Below are 18423 nucleotides of genomic sequence, written 5' to 3'. Positions count from 1 at the left end.
GCAGACCGCAGACCGCAGACCGCAGACCGCAGACCGCAGACCGCGCCACGCAGCCGAGGAGCGCCCGCCTTGCCCGAGCAGACCACGGGGCCCCGCCCCACGCTGGAAGCCGTCGCCGCTCGCGCCGGCGTGTCCCGCGCCACGGCCTCCCGGGTCGTCAACGGGGGTGCGGGCGTGCGGCCTCCGCTGGTCGAGAAGGTGCGCAGGGCCGTCGACGAGCTCGGCTACGTGCCGAACCACGCCGCTCGCACGCTGGTGACCAGGCGCAACGGCGCCGTGGCGGTGATCATCGCCGAACCCGAGTTCCGGATCTTCTCCGACCCGTTCTTCGAGCAGCAGGTGCGGGGCATCAGCCGGGAGCTGGCGGCTCACGACACCCAGCTGGTGCTGCTGTGGCTGGAGGGGCCGGGGGACCATGAGCGGATCGCCCGCTACCTGGGCGGCGGGCACGTCGACGGCGCACTGGCCTTCTCGGTGCACAACGACGACGCGTTGCCGGCCGTGATCGACCGGACCCGTATCCCGGTGGTCTTCGGCGGGCGGCCGGATCCGGGCACGCATCCTTCGGTGCCGTTCGTCGACTGCGACAACCGCGGCGGTGCCCGCGAGGCGGTACGGCACCTGGTGGGGCTCGGACGGCGGAACATCGCCCACATCTCCGGGCCGCACGACCAGACGTCCGCGCTCGACCGGCTGCACGGCTATCGGGACGTCCTGATCGACGCCGATCCCGCTCTGCTCTGCCGCGGCGACTTCACCGAGGAGAGCGGCGCCCGCGCCATGGCGGAGCTGCTCGACCGGAGGCCGGACGTCGACGGGGTGTTCGTCGCCAACGACCTGATGGCCTCGGGTGCGTTGCTGACGCTGCGGGAGCGTGGGGTGCGGGTGCCGGAGGACGTGGCGGTCGTCGGCTTCGACGACATGGACTCGGTGGTCCGCAGGACCGCCCCCGCCCTGACCACCGTGCACCAGGACATCGAGGGCATGGGCCGGCTCATGGCGAAGCTCCTGATGCGGCTGCTCGACGGGACCGGGTCCGCGATCCCGGAGTCCGTGATCACGCCGACGTCCCTGGTCCGCCGCGACTCGGCCTGACGCCGTGGTGGAGTGCCCGGGAGAGCGTGGGACGGCGGGCCCGGGTGTCACACCCGGGCCCGCCGCCGATTCCGCCGGTTCCTCGCAGCCGGGTCAGTCGTAGGGGATGACGACCACGGACCGGTCCGTGCCCGTCTGGAGCCGCGCGTCACCGTTCCCGATGGCGCTCCAGACCTCGAGGCGGACGGTCCCGCCGTTCAGGTTGCCGAGCGTCCCGGTGGCGGACTTGAGGCCGCGACCCTGGGCGTACTCCTCCCAGCCCGTGACCGGGTCGGTGGCGAAGTAGTGGTACGTCTCCGTCCGTTCGAAGGTGCCGTCACCGGTGAGGTCGTAGCTGATCCGGGCCTGCTGCCCGAGTCCGACGGACGTCCCGGCGTCGACCTGGAGGCGGAAGGCGGTGGAACCGCCCGCCTTGAGCGTGCCGTTGACGCCCTTGGCCACGTAGACGAGCGGCCGGTTCGGCGTCCCGTCGTGGTTGCCGCCCTGCGCCGAGGCGACGGTGTCGCTGCCCGCGGTGGCGCCGGTGGCCGTGGTGAGCGTGCCGCCGGTGCGGAGCTGGAAGGTGTTGCCGGTGCCCGGCCCCGGGTCGGGGTCGGGTCCGGGGCCGCCCGTCCCGGTGCCGGTGGCGGTGGAACGCGCGGGCACGGAAAGGGACTTGCCGTCGGAGAAGGTGACGGTGCGGGTGGTGGAGCCGTGGTTGTGGGCCACGTACGTGCGGGTCGTGCCCTTGGCGAAGACGGCCGAGGTGGGAATGGATCCGGTGACCGTCGCGTCGGGCGCGCCGAGGGTGTTGAGCGCGGTGAGCCAGTGGTAGGTGTGGGCCTTCGACTCGCCCGCCTCCGGGGCGTAACCGGCGTGGCCGGCGTCCCACTTGGCCTTGGCGGCGGCGGGGTCGGCGAAGGACTGGAACTCCCAGAGGATGTCGCGCCATTCGACGGCGGGTCCGCCGTTCTCGCGTTCCATCTCGGCGATGTTGCGCCGGATCGCGTCCTTGTGGCCGCCGAGGTGGAGTGAACCGCCGGTGACGGGGAGGACGTTGATGCCGTGGATCTCCTCGGGGTTGGCGGTCCACCAGGTGGAGTAGGCGGCGCCGCTGCCCCACACCATGCCGGCGGTGTCGTGCGTGAAGGAGCCGGGGAAGACCTGCTGGTCGGCGTCGAACCAGTACTGGGCGATGGCCTCGCCCTCGGTGGTCAGCAGGTAGGTGCCGAGATCACGGAGCTGGGTGTTGCCGGTGGCCGAGCCCCAGAGGACGAGGGCGGCGCTGAGGTTGGTCGACTCGGAGGACGACTCCTGGTTGTTTCCGGCGGCGAAGCCCTGGTGGCCGCTGGCCCAGCTGTGTCCGGCGTAGACGTCGAAGCCCCGGAGGAAGGGGTAGGCGCTGTCGGTGCGGCTGGGGTTGGCGGTGTCGCGGATCAGGGTCTTGACCATGGAGCCCCAGGCGGAGTCGGCCGCCCAGGCCGCGTCGTACTGGGCGACGATCGCGGCGGCGTACACGTAGTAGCCGTAGTGGAAGTGGTGGTCGTTGAGCTCGGTGTCGCTGCCGTAGGAGGCGGGGTAGCCGGTGAGGGTCTTCCAGGCCGCGTCATACGAGAACTCGTTCGCCCCTCCGGCCGTGAACCAGTCCTGGAGGCGGCCCTTGATCTGGCCGAGGAGCTTGTCGCGGAGCGCCGTCTCACCGATCTGGTCGGCGAGCGGCACCAGCTGGGCGAGCTTGCCGAGCGCCTTGCCGGTCCAGTAGGTGTCCGCGGCTCCGGAGAAGGGGTCGGCGGAGTTCGCGACCTCGTTCAGGTAGCCGCGCAGGCGGGCGGTGTCGGCGCCGGTGCCGCCCGGCAGTCCGGGCAGGGTCGCGGCGGCCTTCTGGGTGGTGGTGAAGGTGGCCGACTCCCGGACTTTCATGGTGCCGCGGGGCGAGACGTACGTGTACGGGGTGAGGGGGTCGGTGGTGTGCAGCCACTGGTGCCGGTAGAGCGCCTGGAGGGTGCCACGCTCGGTTCCCTCCTTCGCCTCGGTGGTCAGGGTGTAGGCGGCCCGTACGGTGCCCGCGTCGTAGCTCCAGCTCACGGTGGAGCCGGTGACGAAGCTGTAGGCGTACTTGCGGTACGTGGCGAGGGCGTCGGTGGAGGGCAGGACGGCGACGGAGAAGTAGTCCTTGCCGCCCAGGCCGGCGGTGATCGTGGAGCCGGAGACGTTCCAGTCGGTGCCGCCGGGCGCGAACAGGGCGTAGTGGTGGCCCGCGACGGTGATGCCGAGGACGTTGCCCTGGTCGGCGAAGACGGCGGGAGCGGCGGCGGTGGTGATCCTGGCGTCGCCGCCGGTGCCCTTGGCGTACACGAAGGGCATGCCGTGGCCGATGGTGGTCCGCAGCGTGCGGGCGCCGTCGGACCAGTAGGGGGTCACGGTCCAGTCGGACCAGGCGTCGGCCTTGGTGTCGGGCGAGTTGAGGCCGGTGAGGCCGAGGGTGAGGTCGCGCTTGTGGGCGAACTCGTACTGACGCCCCTCGCCGACGACGGCGGGGGTGGTCGGGTAGCCGATCTCGAGGCCGCCTGCGACGGCCTGGTACGTGAGCGGATGCCCGTACATCGGGGTGGAGTACGGGTTGTCCCCGTACCGCTGGTAGGCCAGGGAGGACCACCAGTCGTTGGTGGGGACCGGTTTGCCCTGGGCGGCGGGGGTGACCTTGGGGGTGACCGGTGCGCCGGTGTTGGTGGTGGGGCCGGAGGTTCCGGCGGGGCGGGTGTCGGAGTAGCTTCCGGCGCCCGTGGGGACGGGGGCCGCTGCCGCGGGGGCGGCGGCGGGGCCGAGTCCCAGGGCGGCGAGGGCGGAGACCAGGACCAGCGCTGCGGCCGGCTTTCTGCGGGGGGCTGGCATGAACGGCACCTCATGTCGTCAGAATGTCGTCAGAGAGCGCTCTCAGATCGCCGGAAACGTAGAACCGTCGAAACACGTGTGTCAAGAGGTTGAACACAGAGAGGAGTTGGCGTCTCTTCTCGTCCGTTACGCCTTCGAGCCTTGACGGATGGACCCCTCCCCAGGCACGCTCCCCCCGCACGCTTGAGAGCGCTCTCAGCGCCTCTCGCTCGTTCCGGAGCCAAGGGAGGCTTCCCATGCCCATCGCCCGAGCCGCCAGCACCACGAGGAGAGCCGTCGTACGCCTGGGGGCCGTCGCGCTCACCGGCGCCCTGCTCGCCGCCTGCGGAGGGACGTCGGACGGCACGTCGGCCGACGGCGCGGGGGGCGAGGTGACCCTCACCGTCGACCTCTTCGGCTCCTTCGGGTACAAGGAGGCCGGGCTGTACGCCGAGTACGAGAAGCTCCACCCGGGTGTCACCATCAAGCAGACGGACACCGAGGACGAGGCCGACTACTGGAAGTCCCTCCAGACCCGGCTCGCCGGCGGCGGCGGCCTCGCGGACGTCCAGGCCATCGAGGTCGGCCGGATCGCCTCCGTCACCCAGCAGCAGGCGGACCGCTTCGAGGACCTGCGGAAGTACGGCGCGGAGGCGCTCAAGGAGCAGTTCGCCCCGGCCAAGTGGGCCGCCGCGACCGGCAAGGGCGGCGAGATCCTCGGTCTCGGCACGGACGTCGGCCCCGAGGCCATGTGCTACCGCACCGACCTCTTCGCGAAGGCCGGACTCCCCACCGACCGCGAGGAACTCGCCGGGAAGTGGTCCACCTGGGACGGGTACCTGGCGCTCGGCAAGCAGTACAAGGCGAAGGCACCCGGCAAGAGCGCCTGGCTCGACAGCGTCGGCAGCCTCTACTCGATCATGATCGGGCAGGAGAAGGAGCGGTACTACGACGCGTCCGGGAAGCTGATCTGGGAGGACAACCCCGCCCTGCGCACCGCCTGGGACCACTCCGTCAAGGCGGCCCAGGACGGGCTGAGCGCCAAGCTCGACCAGTGGTCCCCGCAGTGGAACCAGGCGTTCTCGGCCGGCTCCTTCGCCACCATCCCGTGCCCCGCCTGGATGCTCGGCTACATCAAGGGCCAGGCCGGTGAGGCCGGCAAGGGCAAGTGGGACGTCGCCAAGCTCCCCGGCGGCGCGGGTAACTGGGGCGGCTCCTACCTGTCGGTGCCGAAGGCCGCGAAGCACAAGAAGGAGGCGTACGAGCTGGTGAAGTGGCTGACCGCGCCCGAGCAGCAGACCAGGCTCTTCGAGAAGCAGGGCAACTTCCCCTCCGCGACCGCCTCGATCGCGAAGGTCGCCGGTGCGAAGGACCCGTTCTTCTCGAACGCCCCGATCGGGCAGATCTTCGGCGAGGCGGCGAAGGCGGCCCCGGTCCAGGTGCTCGGCGTGCACGACCAGAACATCGCGCAGCAGATCACGAACGCGCTCAGCGAGGTCGAGCGGAAGGGGCTCTCGTCGGACAAGGCCTGGTCGAACGCGAAGAAGGGCGTCGAGAACACGATCGGCTGACCGCCGGGGCCGCCGCGCCCTTCCCGGGGGCGCGGCCCTGAGGACCTGACGGGCGGGGCGAGCCCTCTCCCGGGACCGCCTCCCCCGCGACCGCCTCGCAAGGGCCGACCCGCGAGGCCGGCCCTCTCCCGAGGCCCATCCCGCCCCGCGTGCCCGTCTCCGCTCCCGGCCCCCGCCCCGCGCGCCCGGCTCGCCCCGCGCCTCGTCACCTCCCCCGTACCCCTCCGAAGGGCCGCACCGTGACCCTCACCGCATCCGAGACCCCGGCGCCGTCGAGGCCGATCCCGCCGCCCGTGCGGCGTGGATCGGTCCGGCGGGCCTGGCGGACGTTCTCGCCGTACGCCTACCTCGCCCCGTTCTTCACCCTGTTCGCAGCCTTCGGCCTCTTCCCGCTGATCTACACGGCCTTCGTCTCGCTCTACCGGGTGGAGCTCCAGACGCCCGGCACGATGGAGTGGCGCGGCCTCGGCAACTACACCGCGCTCCTCGGCGACGAGTACTTCTGGACCGCGCTGCGCAACACCTTCACCATCGGTGTGCTCTCCACCGTGCCGCAGCTGGTGATGGCCCTCGGACTCGCGCACCTGCTGAACTACCGGATGCGCGGCCGCACCTTCCTGCGGACCGCGGTCCTCCTGCCGTACGCGACCTCGGTGGCCGCCGCCACCCTGGTCTTCGCCCAGCTCTTCGGGCGGGACTTCGGCCTGATCAACTACGCGCTCGGCCTGGTCGGCGTCGACCCCGTCGACTGGCAGAACGGCACGGTCGCCTCGCAGATCGCCGTGTCCACGGTCGTGATCTGGCGCTGGACGGGCTACAACGCGCTGATCTACCTGGCGGGGATGCAGTCCATCCCGAACGAGCTGTACGAGGCCGCCGCGATGGACGGGGCCTCGCGGTGGCGCCAGTTCTTCCACGTCACCCTGCCGGGGCTGCGGCCCACGATCCTGTTCACCGTCATCGTCTCGACGATCGGCGCGACCCAGCTGTTCGGGGAGCCGCTGCTGCTCGAAGGTTCGATCTCGGGCGGCATCTCGCACCAGTACCAGACGCTCGGCCTGTACATGTACGAGCAGGGCTGGGGCTTCTTCCATCTGGGCCGGGCCGCCGCCATCGCCTGGGTGATGTTCCTGCTCATCGTGGTGCTGGTCGGGGTCAACACCCTGATCGCGCGCCGCCGTTCCCGCAAGGAGGCCGGCCGATGACCGCGCCGATCGCCCCGGCACCGGCCCCCGCGCCGCAGGGCCCCTCCGACCCGCCGACCCGGCCCCCGGCCCCCGTACGCGCGCGCGTGCCCCGGCGTGGCGCCTCCCGGGCGGGCCGCACCCTGCACGCCGGTCCGCTCGCGTACGCGATCCTGATCGTCGCCGTGCTCTTCTCGGCCTTCCCGTTCTACTGGACGATCGTCGCCGCGAGCCGCTCCAACGCCGACCTGGCGAAGGTCCCGCCGTCGCTGCTTCCCGGACCGAACCTGATCCGCAACTTCGAAGCGGTCCTGGAGGAGGCCGACATCGGCAAGGCCCTCCTCAACTCCTTCATCGTCTCCGGTTCGATCACCCTCGGCACCGTCCTGTGCTGCACGCTCGCCGGGTTCGCCTTCGCCAAGCTCCGCTTCAGGGGCCGTGGGGCGCTCCTCGCGATCACCGTGGGCACCATGATGATCCCGCCGCAGCTGGGCGTGATCCCGCTGTTCATGCTGATCGCCGAACTCGGCTGGGTGAACCAGCTGCAGGCGGTGATCCTGCCCGGCCTGGTGTCCGCCTTCGGCGTGTTCTTCATGCGCCAGTACCTGATGCAGGCGCTGCCGGACGAACTGATCGAGGCCGCACGGGTCGACGGCGCCTCCACGGCCCGGATCTTCTGGTCGATCGTCGTGCCGATCGCGCGGCCCGGCATGGCCGTGCTCGGTCTGCTCACCTTCATGGCCGCGTGGAACGACTTCTTCTGGCCGGTCGTCGCCCTCACCTCCTCCGAGCCCACCGTCCAGGTCGCCCTGCGCCAGCTCGGCGGCGGATACGTCCACGACCAGTCCGTGATCATGGCGGGCACGCTGCTCGGCACCCTGCCGGTGCTGCTGGTCTTCGGCCTGCTCGGCCGGCAGATCGTCGGCGGGATCATGCAGGGCGCCGTGAAGGGCTGACCGGCGCGCCGCCCACCGCGTCCCCGACGAGCCGCCCACCGTATGTCCTCAGACGTCTCACCCCAGGGAGCCCACCCCATGACCGCGCTCGACGCCCGCACCGACACCACGACCGCCCTCCGCTTCCCCGAGACCTTCCGCTGGGGCACCGCCACGGCCGCCTACCAGATCGAGGGGGCCGCGGCGGAGGACGGCCGCACCCCGTCCATCTGGGACACCTTCAGCCGTACGCCCGGCAAGGTGCGCAACGGCGACACCGGTGACATCGCCGCCGACCACTACCACCGGGTCGACGAGGACATCGCGCTGATGCGGCGGCTCGGCGTGACCGACTACCGCTTCTCGGTCGCCTGGCCCCGGGTCCAGCCCACCGGGCGCGGCCCCGCCGTGCGCAAGGGCCTGGACTTCTACCGGCGCCTCACCGACCGGCTCCTGGAGGCCGGCATCCGGCCCGTGGCCACGCTCTACCACTGGGACCTGCCGCAGGAGCTGGAGGACGCGGGCGGCTGGCCGCACCGGGAGACCGCGTACCGGTTCGCGGAGTACGCGGGCCTCATGGCGGACGCCCTGGGCGACCGGGTGGCGACCTGGACGACGCTCAACGAACCCTGGTGCGCGGCCTTCCTCGGCTACGGCAACGGGGTGCACGCGCCCGGTCGCACCAGTGACCTGGCCGCGTTGCGCGCGGCGCACCACCTCAACCTGGCGCACGGGCTCGCGGCCCGCGCCCTGCGCGGGGCGCTGCCGGGCTCCTCGGAGGTGTCCCTGACCCTCAACCTCCATGCCGTACGGTCCCTGTCGGACGGTCCCGAGGACGTGGACGCGGCCCGCCGCATCGACGCCGTCGCCAACCGCGTCTTCCTCGACCCCGTCTTCCACGGGCGGCTGCCGGAGGACCTGGTCCGCGACACGGCGTCGGTCACGGACTGGTCCTTCGTACGGGACGGCGACCTGGCGACGGCGGCGGCGCCGCTCGACTCCCTGGGCATCAACTACTACTCCCCGTCCGTCGTCGCGGCGGGCACCTCCGAGTCGCCGTCGCCGTGGGCGGGCGCGGAGCGGCACGTCAGGTTCGAGCCGGCCCCCGGTCCGCGCACCGCGATGGACTGGCCGGTGGACGCCACCGGGCTGCACGAGCTCCTGATCCGGCTGCGGGACGAGCTGCCGGGCGTACCGCTGGTGATCACGGAGAACGGCGCCGCGTACGACGACTACGCCGACCCCTCGGGCCGGGTGAAGGACCCGGAGCGGGTGGCGTACCTCCACGCGCATCTGGCGGCGGTGCACCGCGCCCTCGCGGACGGCGCGGACGTGCGGGGGTACTTCCTGTGGTCGCTCCTGGACAACTTCGAGTGGGCGTACGGCTACAGCAAGCGGTTCGGCATCGTCCACGTGGACTTCGCGACCCAGCGCCGGACGTTGAAGGACAGCGCCCGCTGGTACGCGGAGGTCATCGCGCGGGGAGGTCTCGCGGAGTCCTGAACGGGGTCCGCGCGGCCTGCCCGGATTGCGGGCGACGGCGCAGGTCGCGAGGGGGGGGGCGGCCCCGTGACGGGAACCACCGGCGGGTTCCGGTCGTCCTCCTGTGCGAAGGGTGCCGGGGCGGGATGGATGACCGCCCGGGCGCCGGGGACGAGCAGGTGTGGAAGGCAAGGGGTATCGGGTGGCGGTCACGCTCGCGGAGGAGATCATGCTGCTGTCCCTGGACGACGAGTCCGGGGCGGCGAAGGAACGGCAGTCCGCCGCGTGGGCCGTGGCCGGCGGCATCCTGCTCGATCTCGTACTGGCCGGGCGCGTCTCGGTGGACGACGGGCGCCTGCGCGTGACGGACGCGGCGCCCACCGGTGTCCCCCTCCTCGACGAGCGGCTGCGGCAGCTCACCGCCTACTGCGGGAAGAAGAGCAGGGCCCCGAAGGTCACGGAGTGGCTGACGAAGGACCACGGCAGGGCGGTGAAGGCCACGGTCGAGAGCCTGCGCGAGCGAGGTCTGGTGCGGGAGGAGCAGCACCGGATGCTGGGCCTGTTCCCCGTCACCCGCTACCCGGAGGCGGACGGATCCGTCGAGCGCGAACTCAGGGCCAGGCTGGGAGCGGTGGTCCTCGAAGGCCCCACGCATCACGCCCGGACCACGGGTCTCCTCGCTCTGATCCACGGTGCCAAGCTGCACCGCCTCGCCTTCCCCGACGTGCCGCGCAAGGAGATCGCGCCGCGGCTGGAGGAGCTGACCGCCGGAGAGTGGGCGGCGGAGGGAGTGCGCCGGGCGATCCGGGACATGCAGGCCGCGATGGTGGCGGTCACGGCCGCCACGATCGTCACGGTCACCGGCTGACCGCTTCGCGGGCCGGGCTCCGGAGGCCGACGACGGCCGGAGCTCCTCTCCCGAGCAGCGGGGCGGTCTCCGCACGGCGCTCGCCGCCCACACGGCCGGTGCCGCCCAGGTGAAGGCCCCGACGACACCGGCGGCCTGCGGGCCGGCGACCCGGCCGACCTGGTCGTCCTGGTAGACCTGGCCGACTTGGCCGTCCGGGCCGCCCTGGCCCCCCTGGCCGACTTGGCCGTCCGGGCCGCCCTGGGCCGCGGCATCCTGACGGCGCCGCCGGAGGAGACCGCGGAGGCCGGGCTCGACGGCGACGCCGTTCTGTCGATCTTTCCGCATGCTGGGCGGCTGCTGTCCACCTGGTGGGCGGCGCGGTGGCGCATCTCGCCTCTGTCAGCACATCTTTGCAGGTCAGAGAGGTGAGTGCGGGCCTGTCAGGTGGCGCAATACTGCCGCAACACCATGGGGGGCGGGCCGCCGCTACGTTCCTTGCCATGCCCGCCGAACCCGCTCCCGCCGCCCGTCCCGTCGCCGCCGCCCGCCGTCGGCGGCTGCGTGCGGACCGGGCGCGGCAGCTCGCCGACCTGCTGCGCCACCAGATCCTGGCGGGCGGTTTCCCGGGCGGGGTGCTGCCGCTGGAGGACGTGATCGCGGCCGACCACAGGGCAAGCCGGAACACCGTCCGGCAGGCTCTGGACCTGTTGCGGGGCGAGCGGTTCGTCGAGCGGCAGCCGGGAGTCGGCACGGTGGTGGTGTGCGAGAAGTATCCGCACGGCCTCGACCGGCTCCAGGGGCTCGCGGAGACCCTGCGCGAGCACGGGCGGGTCACCAACGAGGTCAGGACCATGGGTCCGGTCTCCGCCCCCGGCCCGGTGGCTCACCGACTCGGACTCCCGGCGCACACGGACGTGCTGTGCGTGGAACGGCTGCGGCGGCTCGACGGGTTGCCGCTCTCCCTCGACCTGTCGTACCTCCCGATGGACGTCGGGGGTGAACTCCTCGGCTGCGACCTGGAGAACACCGATGTGTTCCGCCTCCTCGAAGAGCTGACCGGTGGTCCGCTCGGACACGCCGAGATCACCCTGGAGGCGGTCAACGCCGACGCGCACTCCGCCGCCGTCCTCCAGGCACCCCGCGGGGCCGCCGTCCTGATGCTGGAGCGGTTGACCTGTCTGCCCGACGGGCGCCCGGTGGACCTGGAGTTCATCCGGTTCCGCGGTGACCGCATCACGATGAGCGGCGTCCTGCGCCGCTCCCCCTGAAGCCTCGATCCCCCTCTTCCCCACCTTCCTGGAGACAGCCGTGCCCCTGGTCCCCCAGCGCACCGACGTGCCCGTGACCATCGACGAGTCGAAGTGCATCGACGGATGCACGCTCTGCGTCGACATGTGCCCGCTGGACTCCCTCGCGATCCGGCAGGAGGACGGCAAGGCGTACATGCACGTGGACGAGTGCTGGTACTGCGGTCCGTGCGCCGCCCGCTGCCCCACCGGCGCGGTCACCGTCAACATGCCCTATCTGCTCCGGTGAAAGGCCGAACTCCCATGTCCCGAGCACGACTTCCGCTGTTCCTCCCGCTGGCCCTGCTGCTGCCGCTCGCCACCGCGTGCGGCGACGGGTCCGGCGCCGGGGGGCCGTCGGACGGGAAGACGGTCACGGTGACCGTCGGCTACCAGTCGAAGACCATCAACACCGTCACCGCCGGAACCCTGCTGCGTTCCCTCGGCTACTTCGAGGAGGAGCTCGCGGCCCGGGGCCGGGAGGACGGCGTCACGTACCGGGTCGCCTGGCAGGACTACGCGACCGGGGCACCGATCACGGCGCAGATGACGGCGGGGAAGATCGACATCGGGTCGATGGGCGACTTCCCGCTGCTGATCAACGCGGCGCGGGGCAAGCAGCTCAAGGAGCCCACCCGGCTCGTCGCGGTGACAGGCTACAACCTGCGCGGCGGTCTCAACACCGTGGTCACCGCGCCCGGCTCGCCACTGCGGTCACTGGCGGACCTCAAGGGCCGCAAGGTGTCTACCAGTGTCGGCTCGGCCGCCGACGGCACGCTCGTACGGGCGCTGCGGCGCGCCGGAATCGACCCCGCCAAGGAGGTCCGCAAGCTCAACCAGCAGCCCAGCGTGGGGGCTTCGGCCCTGGCGGCGGGCAGTGTCGACGCCTTGTCCCAGTTCGTCGCCTGGCCCGGCCTCCTCGCCTACCAGGGCAAGGCCACGGCCCTGTACGACGGGGCCGAGCTGAATCTGGCGACCTTCCACGGGGTCACGGTCCGGCAGGGGTTCGCCGAGCGGCGGCCCGCCGTCCTCGACGCCTTCCTGCGCGCCCAGCGCCGCGCCACGGACCATCTGCGGACCCGGCCGGTCGCCGCGGCGGAGAGGGTGGCCGAGGAGACCGGACTGCCCGCCGAGGTGGTCCACCTCTACAACGGCGCGCAGGGCATCGCCACCTTCGATCCGGCGCTCCGCGCGGAGCTGATCGCCGCGCTCAAGGAGGACGTGCCGGTCCTGGAGGAGGCCGGTCTGGTGAAGGAGGTCGACGTGGACGCCTTCGTCGACGCGGCGCCGCTACGGCGGGCGGTGCCGGACCTCGCGTACCCGAAGGCGGCCGCCGCGAAGCCCGAACTGTGGCTGAAGGGTCAGACGTCGACCCGTACCTTCGACAGCCCCGCGCAGCTGCTCAAGGCCGTCAGGGGCGCCTCGGTGCGGGCCGCCTACGTGCCGGACGCGGTGACCGGGACGCCGTGGTTCGCGGACCGGGCCGTGTGGGTCGCGGACGGCTCGCGGTGGCTCGCCTTCATGACCCGGTCCGGGGCGGAACGGTACGTCGCCGGGCACGCCGGCTCCCGGACCGTGGCGTACGCGGACGCCGTGCGGCTCGCCTCATGAGTGCCGCCCGCCGCCTGGCCCGGATGGCGTCCCCGCTCGCGGCCCTCGGCCTCTGGCAACTGCTGACCTCGTTCGACGTGAACCTGTGGCTGCGGTTCGAGCAGTTCCCGACGGTCGTCGAGGTCGCCTCCGCCCTCGCCGACCGGGTCGGCACCGAGGCGTACTGGCAGGACCTCGGTCACAGCCTGCGGCGGATCGCGGTCGGCTTCCTCCTCGCCGCCGTCCTCGGTGTGGCGGCCGGGACGGCCGTCGCCCGGTCCCGGTGGGCCTCCGACCTCCTGGACCCGCTGGTGGAGGTGGTGCGCCCGATCCCCGCCATCGCCCTGGTGCCGGTCGCGATCCTGCTGCTGCCCACCAACGAGCAGGGCATCGTCTTCATCACCTGCGCGGCGGCCCTGTTCCCGGTGCTCGTGTCGACCCGGCACGCCGTGCGTGCCCTGGACCCGGTGTGGGAGGAGGCCGTCCTCACCCTCGGCGGGGGCCGGGCGCGCGTCCTGTTCTCGGTGGTGCTGCCGGGCGCCCTGCCGGGCGTCTTCGGCGGTCTCTCCGTGGGCATCGGCGTCGCGTGGATCTGTGTGATCTCGGCGGAGATGATCTCCGGCGAGTACGGGGTGGGTTACCGCACCTGGCAGGACTACACGGTCGTCGACTACCCGGGGGTCTTCGTCGGCATGGCCACCATCGGCGTCCTGGGCCGGCTCACGTCCACCGCCGTCGAGTCGCTCGGCCGGCGGGTCACCGCGTGGCTGCCGAGCCCGGTGGAGCGGGGCGCGCCCGGACCCACGCGCGCGGTGAGCCGCCCCACGGCTCCCCCGCCGGCCCCCTCCCCCGCCCCCGTACCCCTGCCAGAGAAGGAGCCGGTGCCATGAGGACCGTGAACCGTTCCACCGTGGCCGGAGGCGCGGCCGGAGACCCGTCCGCCGTGGCCGCGGATTCGTCCACCGTCGCCGCGGACCCAGCCGCCGTGACCGCGGAACCGCCCGGCGGGGTCGCGGACCCGTCCGCCGTGGCCGGGGATCCGGTCGTCGACGGGGCCGCCGGGCCCGCCGCCCCCACCGGCGCGGATCTGGGCCTGCACGGAGTGCGGCTGGGCCACCGTGGCGGGGCCGCCGTGCCGGGGCCCGTCGGACTGCGGATCGCGCCCGGCGAGCTGCTGACCGTCGTCGGGCCCTCCGGCTGCGGCAAGACCACCCTGCTGCGCACCCTCGCCGGGCTGCTGCCCCCGCTGGAGGGGCAGGTCACCCAGGACGGGGTGCCGGTTGGGGGTCCCGGCGCAGACCGGGCCGTGGTCTTCCAGCACGACGCCCTGCTGCCCTGGCGGTCGGTCCGTGCCAACGTGGAACTGCCGCTGGCGATCCGCCGGGTCCCCCGGGCGGAGCGGCGCCGCTCCGCCCGGGAGTGGCTGGACCGGGTCGGTCTCGGCGGGCACGCCCACAAGCTGCCGCACCAGCTGTCCGGAGGGCAGCGGCAGCGGGTGCAGCTGGCCCGCGCCCTCGCCGGGCGGCCGCGCGCGGTCCTGATGGACGAGCCGTTCGGCGCGCTCGACGCCCACACCCGGGCCGGGATGCAGGACCTCCTCGTGGAGATCCTGCGCGGCACCGGCGCGACCGTCGTCTTCGTCACGCACGACGTGGACGAGGCGCTCCATCTCGGCGACAGGATCGTCCTGTTCGCGTCCGGCGAGGTCCTGGACGTGCCGCACCCGCGCGCGCGGGAGGCCCGGGACGCGCCGGACACGGCCGCGCTGCGCCGCCGCGTCCTCGACTCCCTCTGACTGCCTCCCGGGAGTCCGCCGCCGGACACCCCGACACCGAACGTTCCGAAAGGTTCCCCCGTGGACACCCTCCTGACCGTGCCCGATCCCGCCGACGCGACCGAACTCTCCTGCGACGTGCTCGTCATCGGCGGCGGCACCGCCGGCACCATGGCCGCCCTGACCGCCGCCGAGCGCGGGGCGAGCGTCCTGCTCCTGGAGAAGGCGCACGTCAGGCACTCCGGCGCGCTGGCCATGGGCATGGACGGCGTCAACAACGCGGTCGTGCCGGGCCGCGCCGAACCGGACGACTACGTCGCCGAGATCACCCGCGCCAACGACGGTCTGGTGGACCAGTCGACGGTCCGGCAGACGGCGACCCGCGGCTTCGGCATGGTCCAGCGCCTGGAGTCGTACGGGGTGAAGTTCGAGAAGGACGAGCACGGGGAGTACGCGGTCCGCCAGGTCCACCGGTCCGGTTCGTACGTGCTGCCCATGCCCGAGGGCAAGGACGTGAAGAAGGTCCTGTACCGGCAGTTGCGCCGACGGGAGATGCGCGAGCGGATCCGGATCGAGAACCGGGTCATGCCGGTCCGGATCCTCACCCGTCCGGAGGACGGGCGGGCGGTCGGCGCGGCCGGCTTCCACACCCGTACCGGCGCCTTCGTCGTCGTCCGGGCGGGCGCGGTGATCCTGGCCACCGGCCCCTGCGGGCGGCTGGGCCTGCCCGCCTCCGGCTATCTGTACGGGACGTACGAGAACCCGACGAACGCGGGCGACGGCTACGCGATGGCCTACCACGCGGGAGCGGCGCTCACCGGCATCGAGTGCTTCCAGATCAACCCGCTGATCAAGGACTACAACGGCCCGGCCTGCGCGTACGTCGCCAATCCGTTCGGCGGCTACCAGGTGAACCGGCACGGCGAGCGGTTCGTGGAGTCGGACTACTGGTCGGGGCAGATGATGGCCGAGTTCGCGGCCGAGCTGGCCTCGGACCGGGCCCCGGTCTATCTCAAGCTGAGCCACCTCCCCGAGGAGACCGTCGGCGCCGTCGAGTCGATCCTGCACACGACGGAGCGGCCGACCAGGGGCACCTTCCACGAGGGCCGGGGACACGACTACCGGACCCATGACATCGAGATGCACATCTCCGAGATCGGCCTGTGCGGCGGGCATTCCGCCTCGGGGGTGCGGGTGGACTCCCACGCGCGGACGACGGTGCCCCGGCTGTACGCGGCCGGCGACCTGGCCTCCGTACCGCACAACTACATGATCGGCGCGTTCGTCTTCGGTGACCTCGCGGGTGAGGACGCGTCCCAGTACCGCGCGTACGAAGGGGAGTTGGACGCCGAGCAGATCCGGTCGGCCCATGAACTCGTCTACCGGCCGCTGCGGCACCCCGAGGGTCCGCCGCAGCAGCAGGTCGAGTACAAGCTGCGGCGGTTCGTGAACGACTACGTGGCACCGCCGAAGACGGGCGCGAAGCTCTCCCTGGCCGTCGAGGCCTTCACCCGGATGTCGGAGGAGATCGCCGGGATGGGGGCGCGCACGGCGCACGAGCTGATGCGGTGCGCGGAGGTGTCGTTCATCCGGGACTGCGCCGAGATGGCGGCGCGGGCGTCGCTCGCCCGGACGGAGTCGCGCTGGGGCCTCTACCACGAGCGGCTCGACCACCCGGAGCGGGACGACACGGGCTGGCTGCACCACCTCGATCTGCGCAAGTCGCACTCCGGGGCGATGGAGTTCACGGCGCGGCCGGTCGAGCCGTACGTGGTGCCGGTGCCGGAGTTCGCACCGCGGGGCGGGCCGGAGCGGCAGCTCGGGGAGGTGACGCTCGTGCCGGTGGCCACGGCCGGTCCCCGGGAGTCGGCACCCGCGGCGCGCCCGGGCACGGATCGGCCGGGTCCGGTCGACTCCCCGGCGGTCGCGGCGCCGCATCCCCGGCTGCTGCGGCTGCTGTCGCTGGTCGAGGAGTCCCCCGGTCTCGACGCGCTCGCCCCCTACCTGGACGACGCCGATCCCTCGGTACGGGCCGCCGCCGTCACCGCCGTCGGTGAGATCGCGCCCGCCGGCGCGGGCCCGGTGCTCGCGGAGCGGCTGCGGGACGAGGCGCCCCGGGTCAGGGCCGCCGCCTCGGCCGCGCTGCGGGAGCTGGTGGAGGTGCTGCCCGCCGAGCCGGTGCTCGGGAAGGGGCTGCGGGACGCGCTGGCCGTGCCGGACGCGACCGTACGGTCCGCCGCCCTCGACGTCCTGCGGGCGTTGCGGCTCGGGGACGCCTCCGTGTACGCGGGGGCGCTCGGGGACGAGGTCGTGGAGGTACGGGTCCAGGCGGTGCGGGGCCTGGTGTCGGTGGACGCGGTCGCGGAGCTGTCGGCGGCCGTGTCCGATCCGGCCCGGGAGGTACGGGTCGCGGTGGCTCGTGGTCTGGCGGCCGTGCGGAACCGGGCGCCGGGACCGCTCGGCCCGCTGCTCGACGACCCCGACCCGCTGGTGCGCGGCGCGGCCCTCGGGGCCCTGGCCGGCACCGGCTGCCCGCCCGGGTACGCGGCGAGGGCCGGGGTGGCGCTGAGCGATCCCGCCTGGCAGGTCAGGTCGGGCGCCGCGACCGCGCTCCGGGCCGCCTCCGCCGCGGTCGCGGTCCCCGCCCTCGCGGGGGCGCTCGCCGACCCGAACGCGGACGTGCGCAAGGCGGCCGTCCTCTCGCTCCTCGACCATCGCGACGACCCGTCGGCCCGCACCGCGCTGGCGGGGGCGGCCGACGACGCCGACGCGGACGTCCGCGCCTACGCGGCGCGCGCCGCGCGGTGACCCGGCGCGGGGTTCGTGTGTGCGTCCTCGCAGGTACGCGCGGTGCCCCCGGGCGTGTGATCTTCGGCGGCACCTGGGTGAACGCACGCATGCGCGGCGGTGGAACGGGGAAGGGGCGCACGGCGCACGCAGCGCGCAGGACGACGAGGAGGTGGTGCCGGTGTCGGGGCCGACGACCGGAGAGGAGGTGGGAGCACCGTGCTGGCTGAGTCTCAACGCACACGATCTGGACGCGGCGGAGCGCTTCTACGGGGCCGTGCTGGGATGGACGTTCCGGCGGGGGCACGGGGAGCGGGAGTACGCGGTCGGTGAGCTGGGCGAGGTGCCCGTGGCCGGGATCGCGGCCGTCGCCGCCGAGCTCTCCGTACCGGTGTCCTGGACGGCGTTCTTCGCCGTGGACGACGCCGACACGGCCGTGGCGCGGATCCGTGAGCGAGGCGGCACCGTCGGCGTGGGCCCGGTCGCCTATCCGCCCGAGGGGCGTGCGGCGCTGGCGACCGACCGCGAGGGAGCGGCGTTCGGCGTGTGGCAGGGGCGGACGGAGTCCCACTGGCACATCGGTGAGCACTCGGCACCCGCCTGGCTGGAGCTGCACACGCGGGACGCCTTCGACGCGGCCGTGTTCTACGGCGAGGTGCTCCGCTGGGCGGACGAGGAGGGGCCGGGCCGCTTCGAGGTGTCGTACGAGCAGGACAAGGTGGTGCTGCGGCGTGACGGCGAGGCCCTCGCCCGGCTGAACAGCGGTCCGGTCGAGTCGGGCTCGCCCCGGCCGCAGCTGCGGCCGCGCTGGTTGGTGCGGTTCCGGGTGCCGGACCCCGAGGCGGCCACGGCCGCGGTCCTCGCGCACGGCGGGACGGTGGTGCCGGGCGACGACTGGGGCGGGGTGCTCGGTCCCGAGGAGGCCGAGGCGCGCCGTGTGGTGGTGGTGCGGGACCCGGACGGGGCGCTCTTCACGCTGGAGGCGGCCGAGGACCTCAAGGTCTGAGCGTGGGCCGGTC

At 73.1% G+C, this 18423-nt stretch carries 14 protein-coding genes; 13 read left to right on the top strand and 1 reads right to left on the bottom strand.

All coding sequences use genetic code 11. The annotated features are described in order from the left end of the window. The first annotated feature begins 69 nt into the window (after positions 1–69). Positions 70–1095, top strand: a complete 1026-nt coding sequence (locus ACFWV2_RS20725) for a LacI family DNA-binding transcriptional regulator (RefSeq protein WP_384406439.1) — start codon at positions 70–72, stop codon at positions 1093–1095. Between the two features lie 93 nt (positions 1096–1188). Here ACFWV2_RS20725 and ACFWV2_RS20720 read toward each other — a convergent pair whose 3' ends face one another. Next, on the bottom strand, positions 1189–3966 hold the full coding sequence (locus ACFWV2_RS20720) for a glycosyl hydrolase (protein ID WP_384406438.1): 2778 nt from the start codon (positions 3964–3966) through the stop codon (positions 1189–1191). Between the two features lie 236 nt (positions 3967–4202). On the opposite strand from ACFWV2_RS20720, the gene ACFWV2_RS20715 reads away from it, so the two are divergent. The 12 genes from ACFWV2_RS20715 (at position 4203) to ACFWV2_RS20660 (ending at position 18410) form a co-directional block, all read left to right on the top strand. Next, a complete protein-coding gene (locus tag ACFWV2_RS20715; protein WP_384406437.1) occupies positions 4203–5516 on the top strand; it encodes an ABC transporter substrate-binding protein in 1314 nt (437 codons plus the stop codon). Positions 5517–5755: 239 nt separating this feature from the next. Continuing rightward, positions 5756–6721 (top strand): carbohydrate ABC transporter permease, encoded by a 966-nt coding sequence (locus ACFWV2_RS20710; protein WP_384406436.1) that lies wholly within the window; start codon positions 5756–5758, stop codon positions 6719–6721. After that, positions 6718–7656, top strand: a complete 939-nt coding sequence (locus ACFWV2_RS20705) for a carbohydrate ABC transporter permease (RefSeq protein WP_360790471.1) — start codon at positions 6718–6720, stop codon at positions 7654–7656. The genes ACFWV2_RS20710 and ACFWV2_RS20705 overlap by 4 nt, the downstream gene beginning before the upstream one ends. A gap of 78 nt (positions 7657–7734) precedes the next feature. After that, a complete protein-coding gene (locus ACFWV2_RS20700; RefSeq protein ID WP_384406435.1) occupies positions 7735–9138 on the top strand; it encodes a GH1 family beta-glucosidase in 1404 nt (467 codons plus the stop codon). Between the two features lie 181 nt (positions 9139–9319). Beyond that, entirely contained in the window at positions 9320–9985 is a 666-nt protein-coding gene (locus ACFWV2_RS20695; RefSeq protein ID WP_384406434.1) for a GPP34 family phosphoprotein, read from the top strand. A 482-nt stretch (positions 9986–10467) separates the two neighbouring features. Next, positions 10468–11235, top strand: a complete 768-nt coding sequence (locus tag ACFWV2_RS20690; protein WP_384406433.1) for a GntR family transcriptional regulator — start codon at positions 10468–10470, stop codon at positions 11233–11235. 40 nt (positions 11236–11275) lie between these two features. Next, positions 11276–11503 carry a 4Fe-4S dicluster domain-containing protein gene (locus ACFWV2_RS20685; RefSeq protein ID WP_073813985.1) on the top strand — a complete coding sequence of 76 codons (228 nt, stop codon included), beginning with the start codon at positions 11276–11278 and terminating at the stop codon, positions 11501–11503. A 14-nt stretch (positions 11504–11517) separates the two neighbouring features. Next, on the top strand, positions 11518–12864 hold the full coding sequence (locus tag ACFWV2_RS20680; protein WP_384406432.1) for an ABC transporter substrate-binding protein: 1347 nt from the start codon (positions 11518–11520) through the stop codon (positions 12862–12864). After that, positions 12861–13733, top strand: coding sequence for an ABC transporter permease (locus ACFWV2_RS20675; protein WP_384406431.1), 873 nt, complete (start codon positions 12861–12863; stop codon positions 13731–13733). The genes ACFWV2_RS20680 and ACFWV2_RS20675 overlap by 4 nt, the downstream gene beginning before the upstream one ends. Next, a complete protein-coding gene (locus ACFWV2_RS20670) occupies positions 13730–14638 on the top strand; it encodes an ABC transporter ATP-binding protein (protein WP_384406430.1) in 909 nt (302 codons plus the stop codon). The genes ACFWV2_RS20675 and ACFWV2_RS20670 overlap by 4 nt, the downstream gene beginning before the upstream one ends. Before the next feature lie 60 nt (positions 14639–14698). Then, on the top strand, positions 14699–17425 hold the full coding sequence (locus tag ACFWV2_RS20665; RefSeq protein ID WP_384406429.1) for a fumarate reductase/succinate dehydrogenase flavoprotein subunit: 2727 nt from the start codon (positions 14699–14701) through the stop codon (positions 17423–17425). A 187-nt stretch (positions 17426–17612) separates the two neighbouring features. Continuing rightward, a complete protein-coding gene (locus ACFWV2_RS20660) occupies positions 17613–18410 on the top strand; it encodes a VOC family protein (protein ID WP_384406428.1) in 798 nt (265 codons plus the stop codon). Positions 18411–18423: the final 13 nt, after the last annotated feature.

Source organism: Streptomyces sp. NPDC058671 (genome assembly GCF_042716475.1).
Taxonomy (GTDB): domain Bacteria; phylum Actinomycetota; class Actinomycetes; order Streptomycetales; family Streptomycetaceae; genus Streptomyces.
The sequence above is the reverse complement of the archived record's forward strand: the minus strand, read 5'-3'. Positions and strand labels throughout refer to the sequence as shown.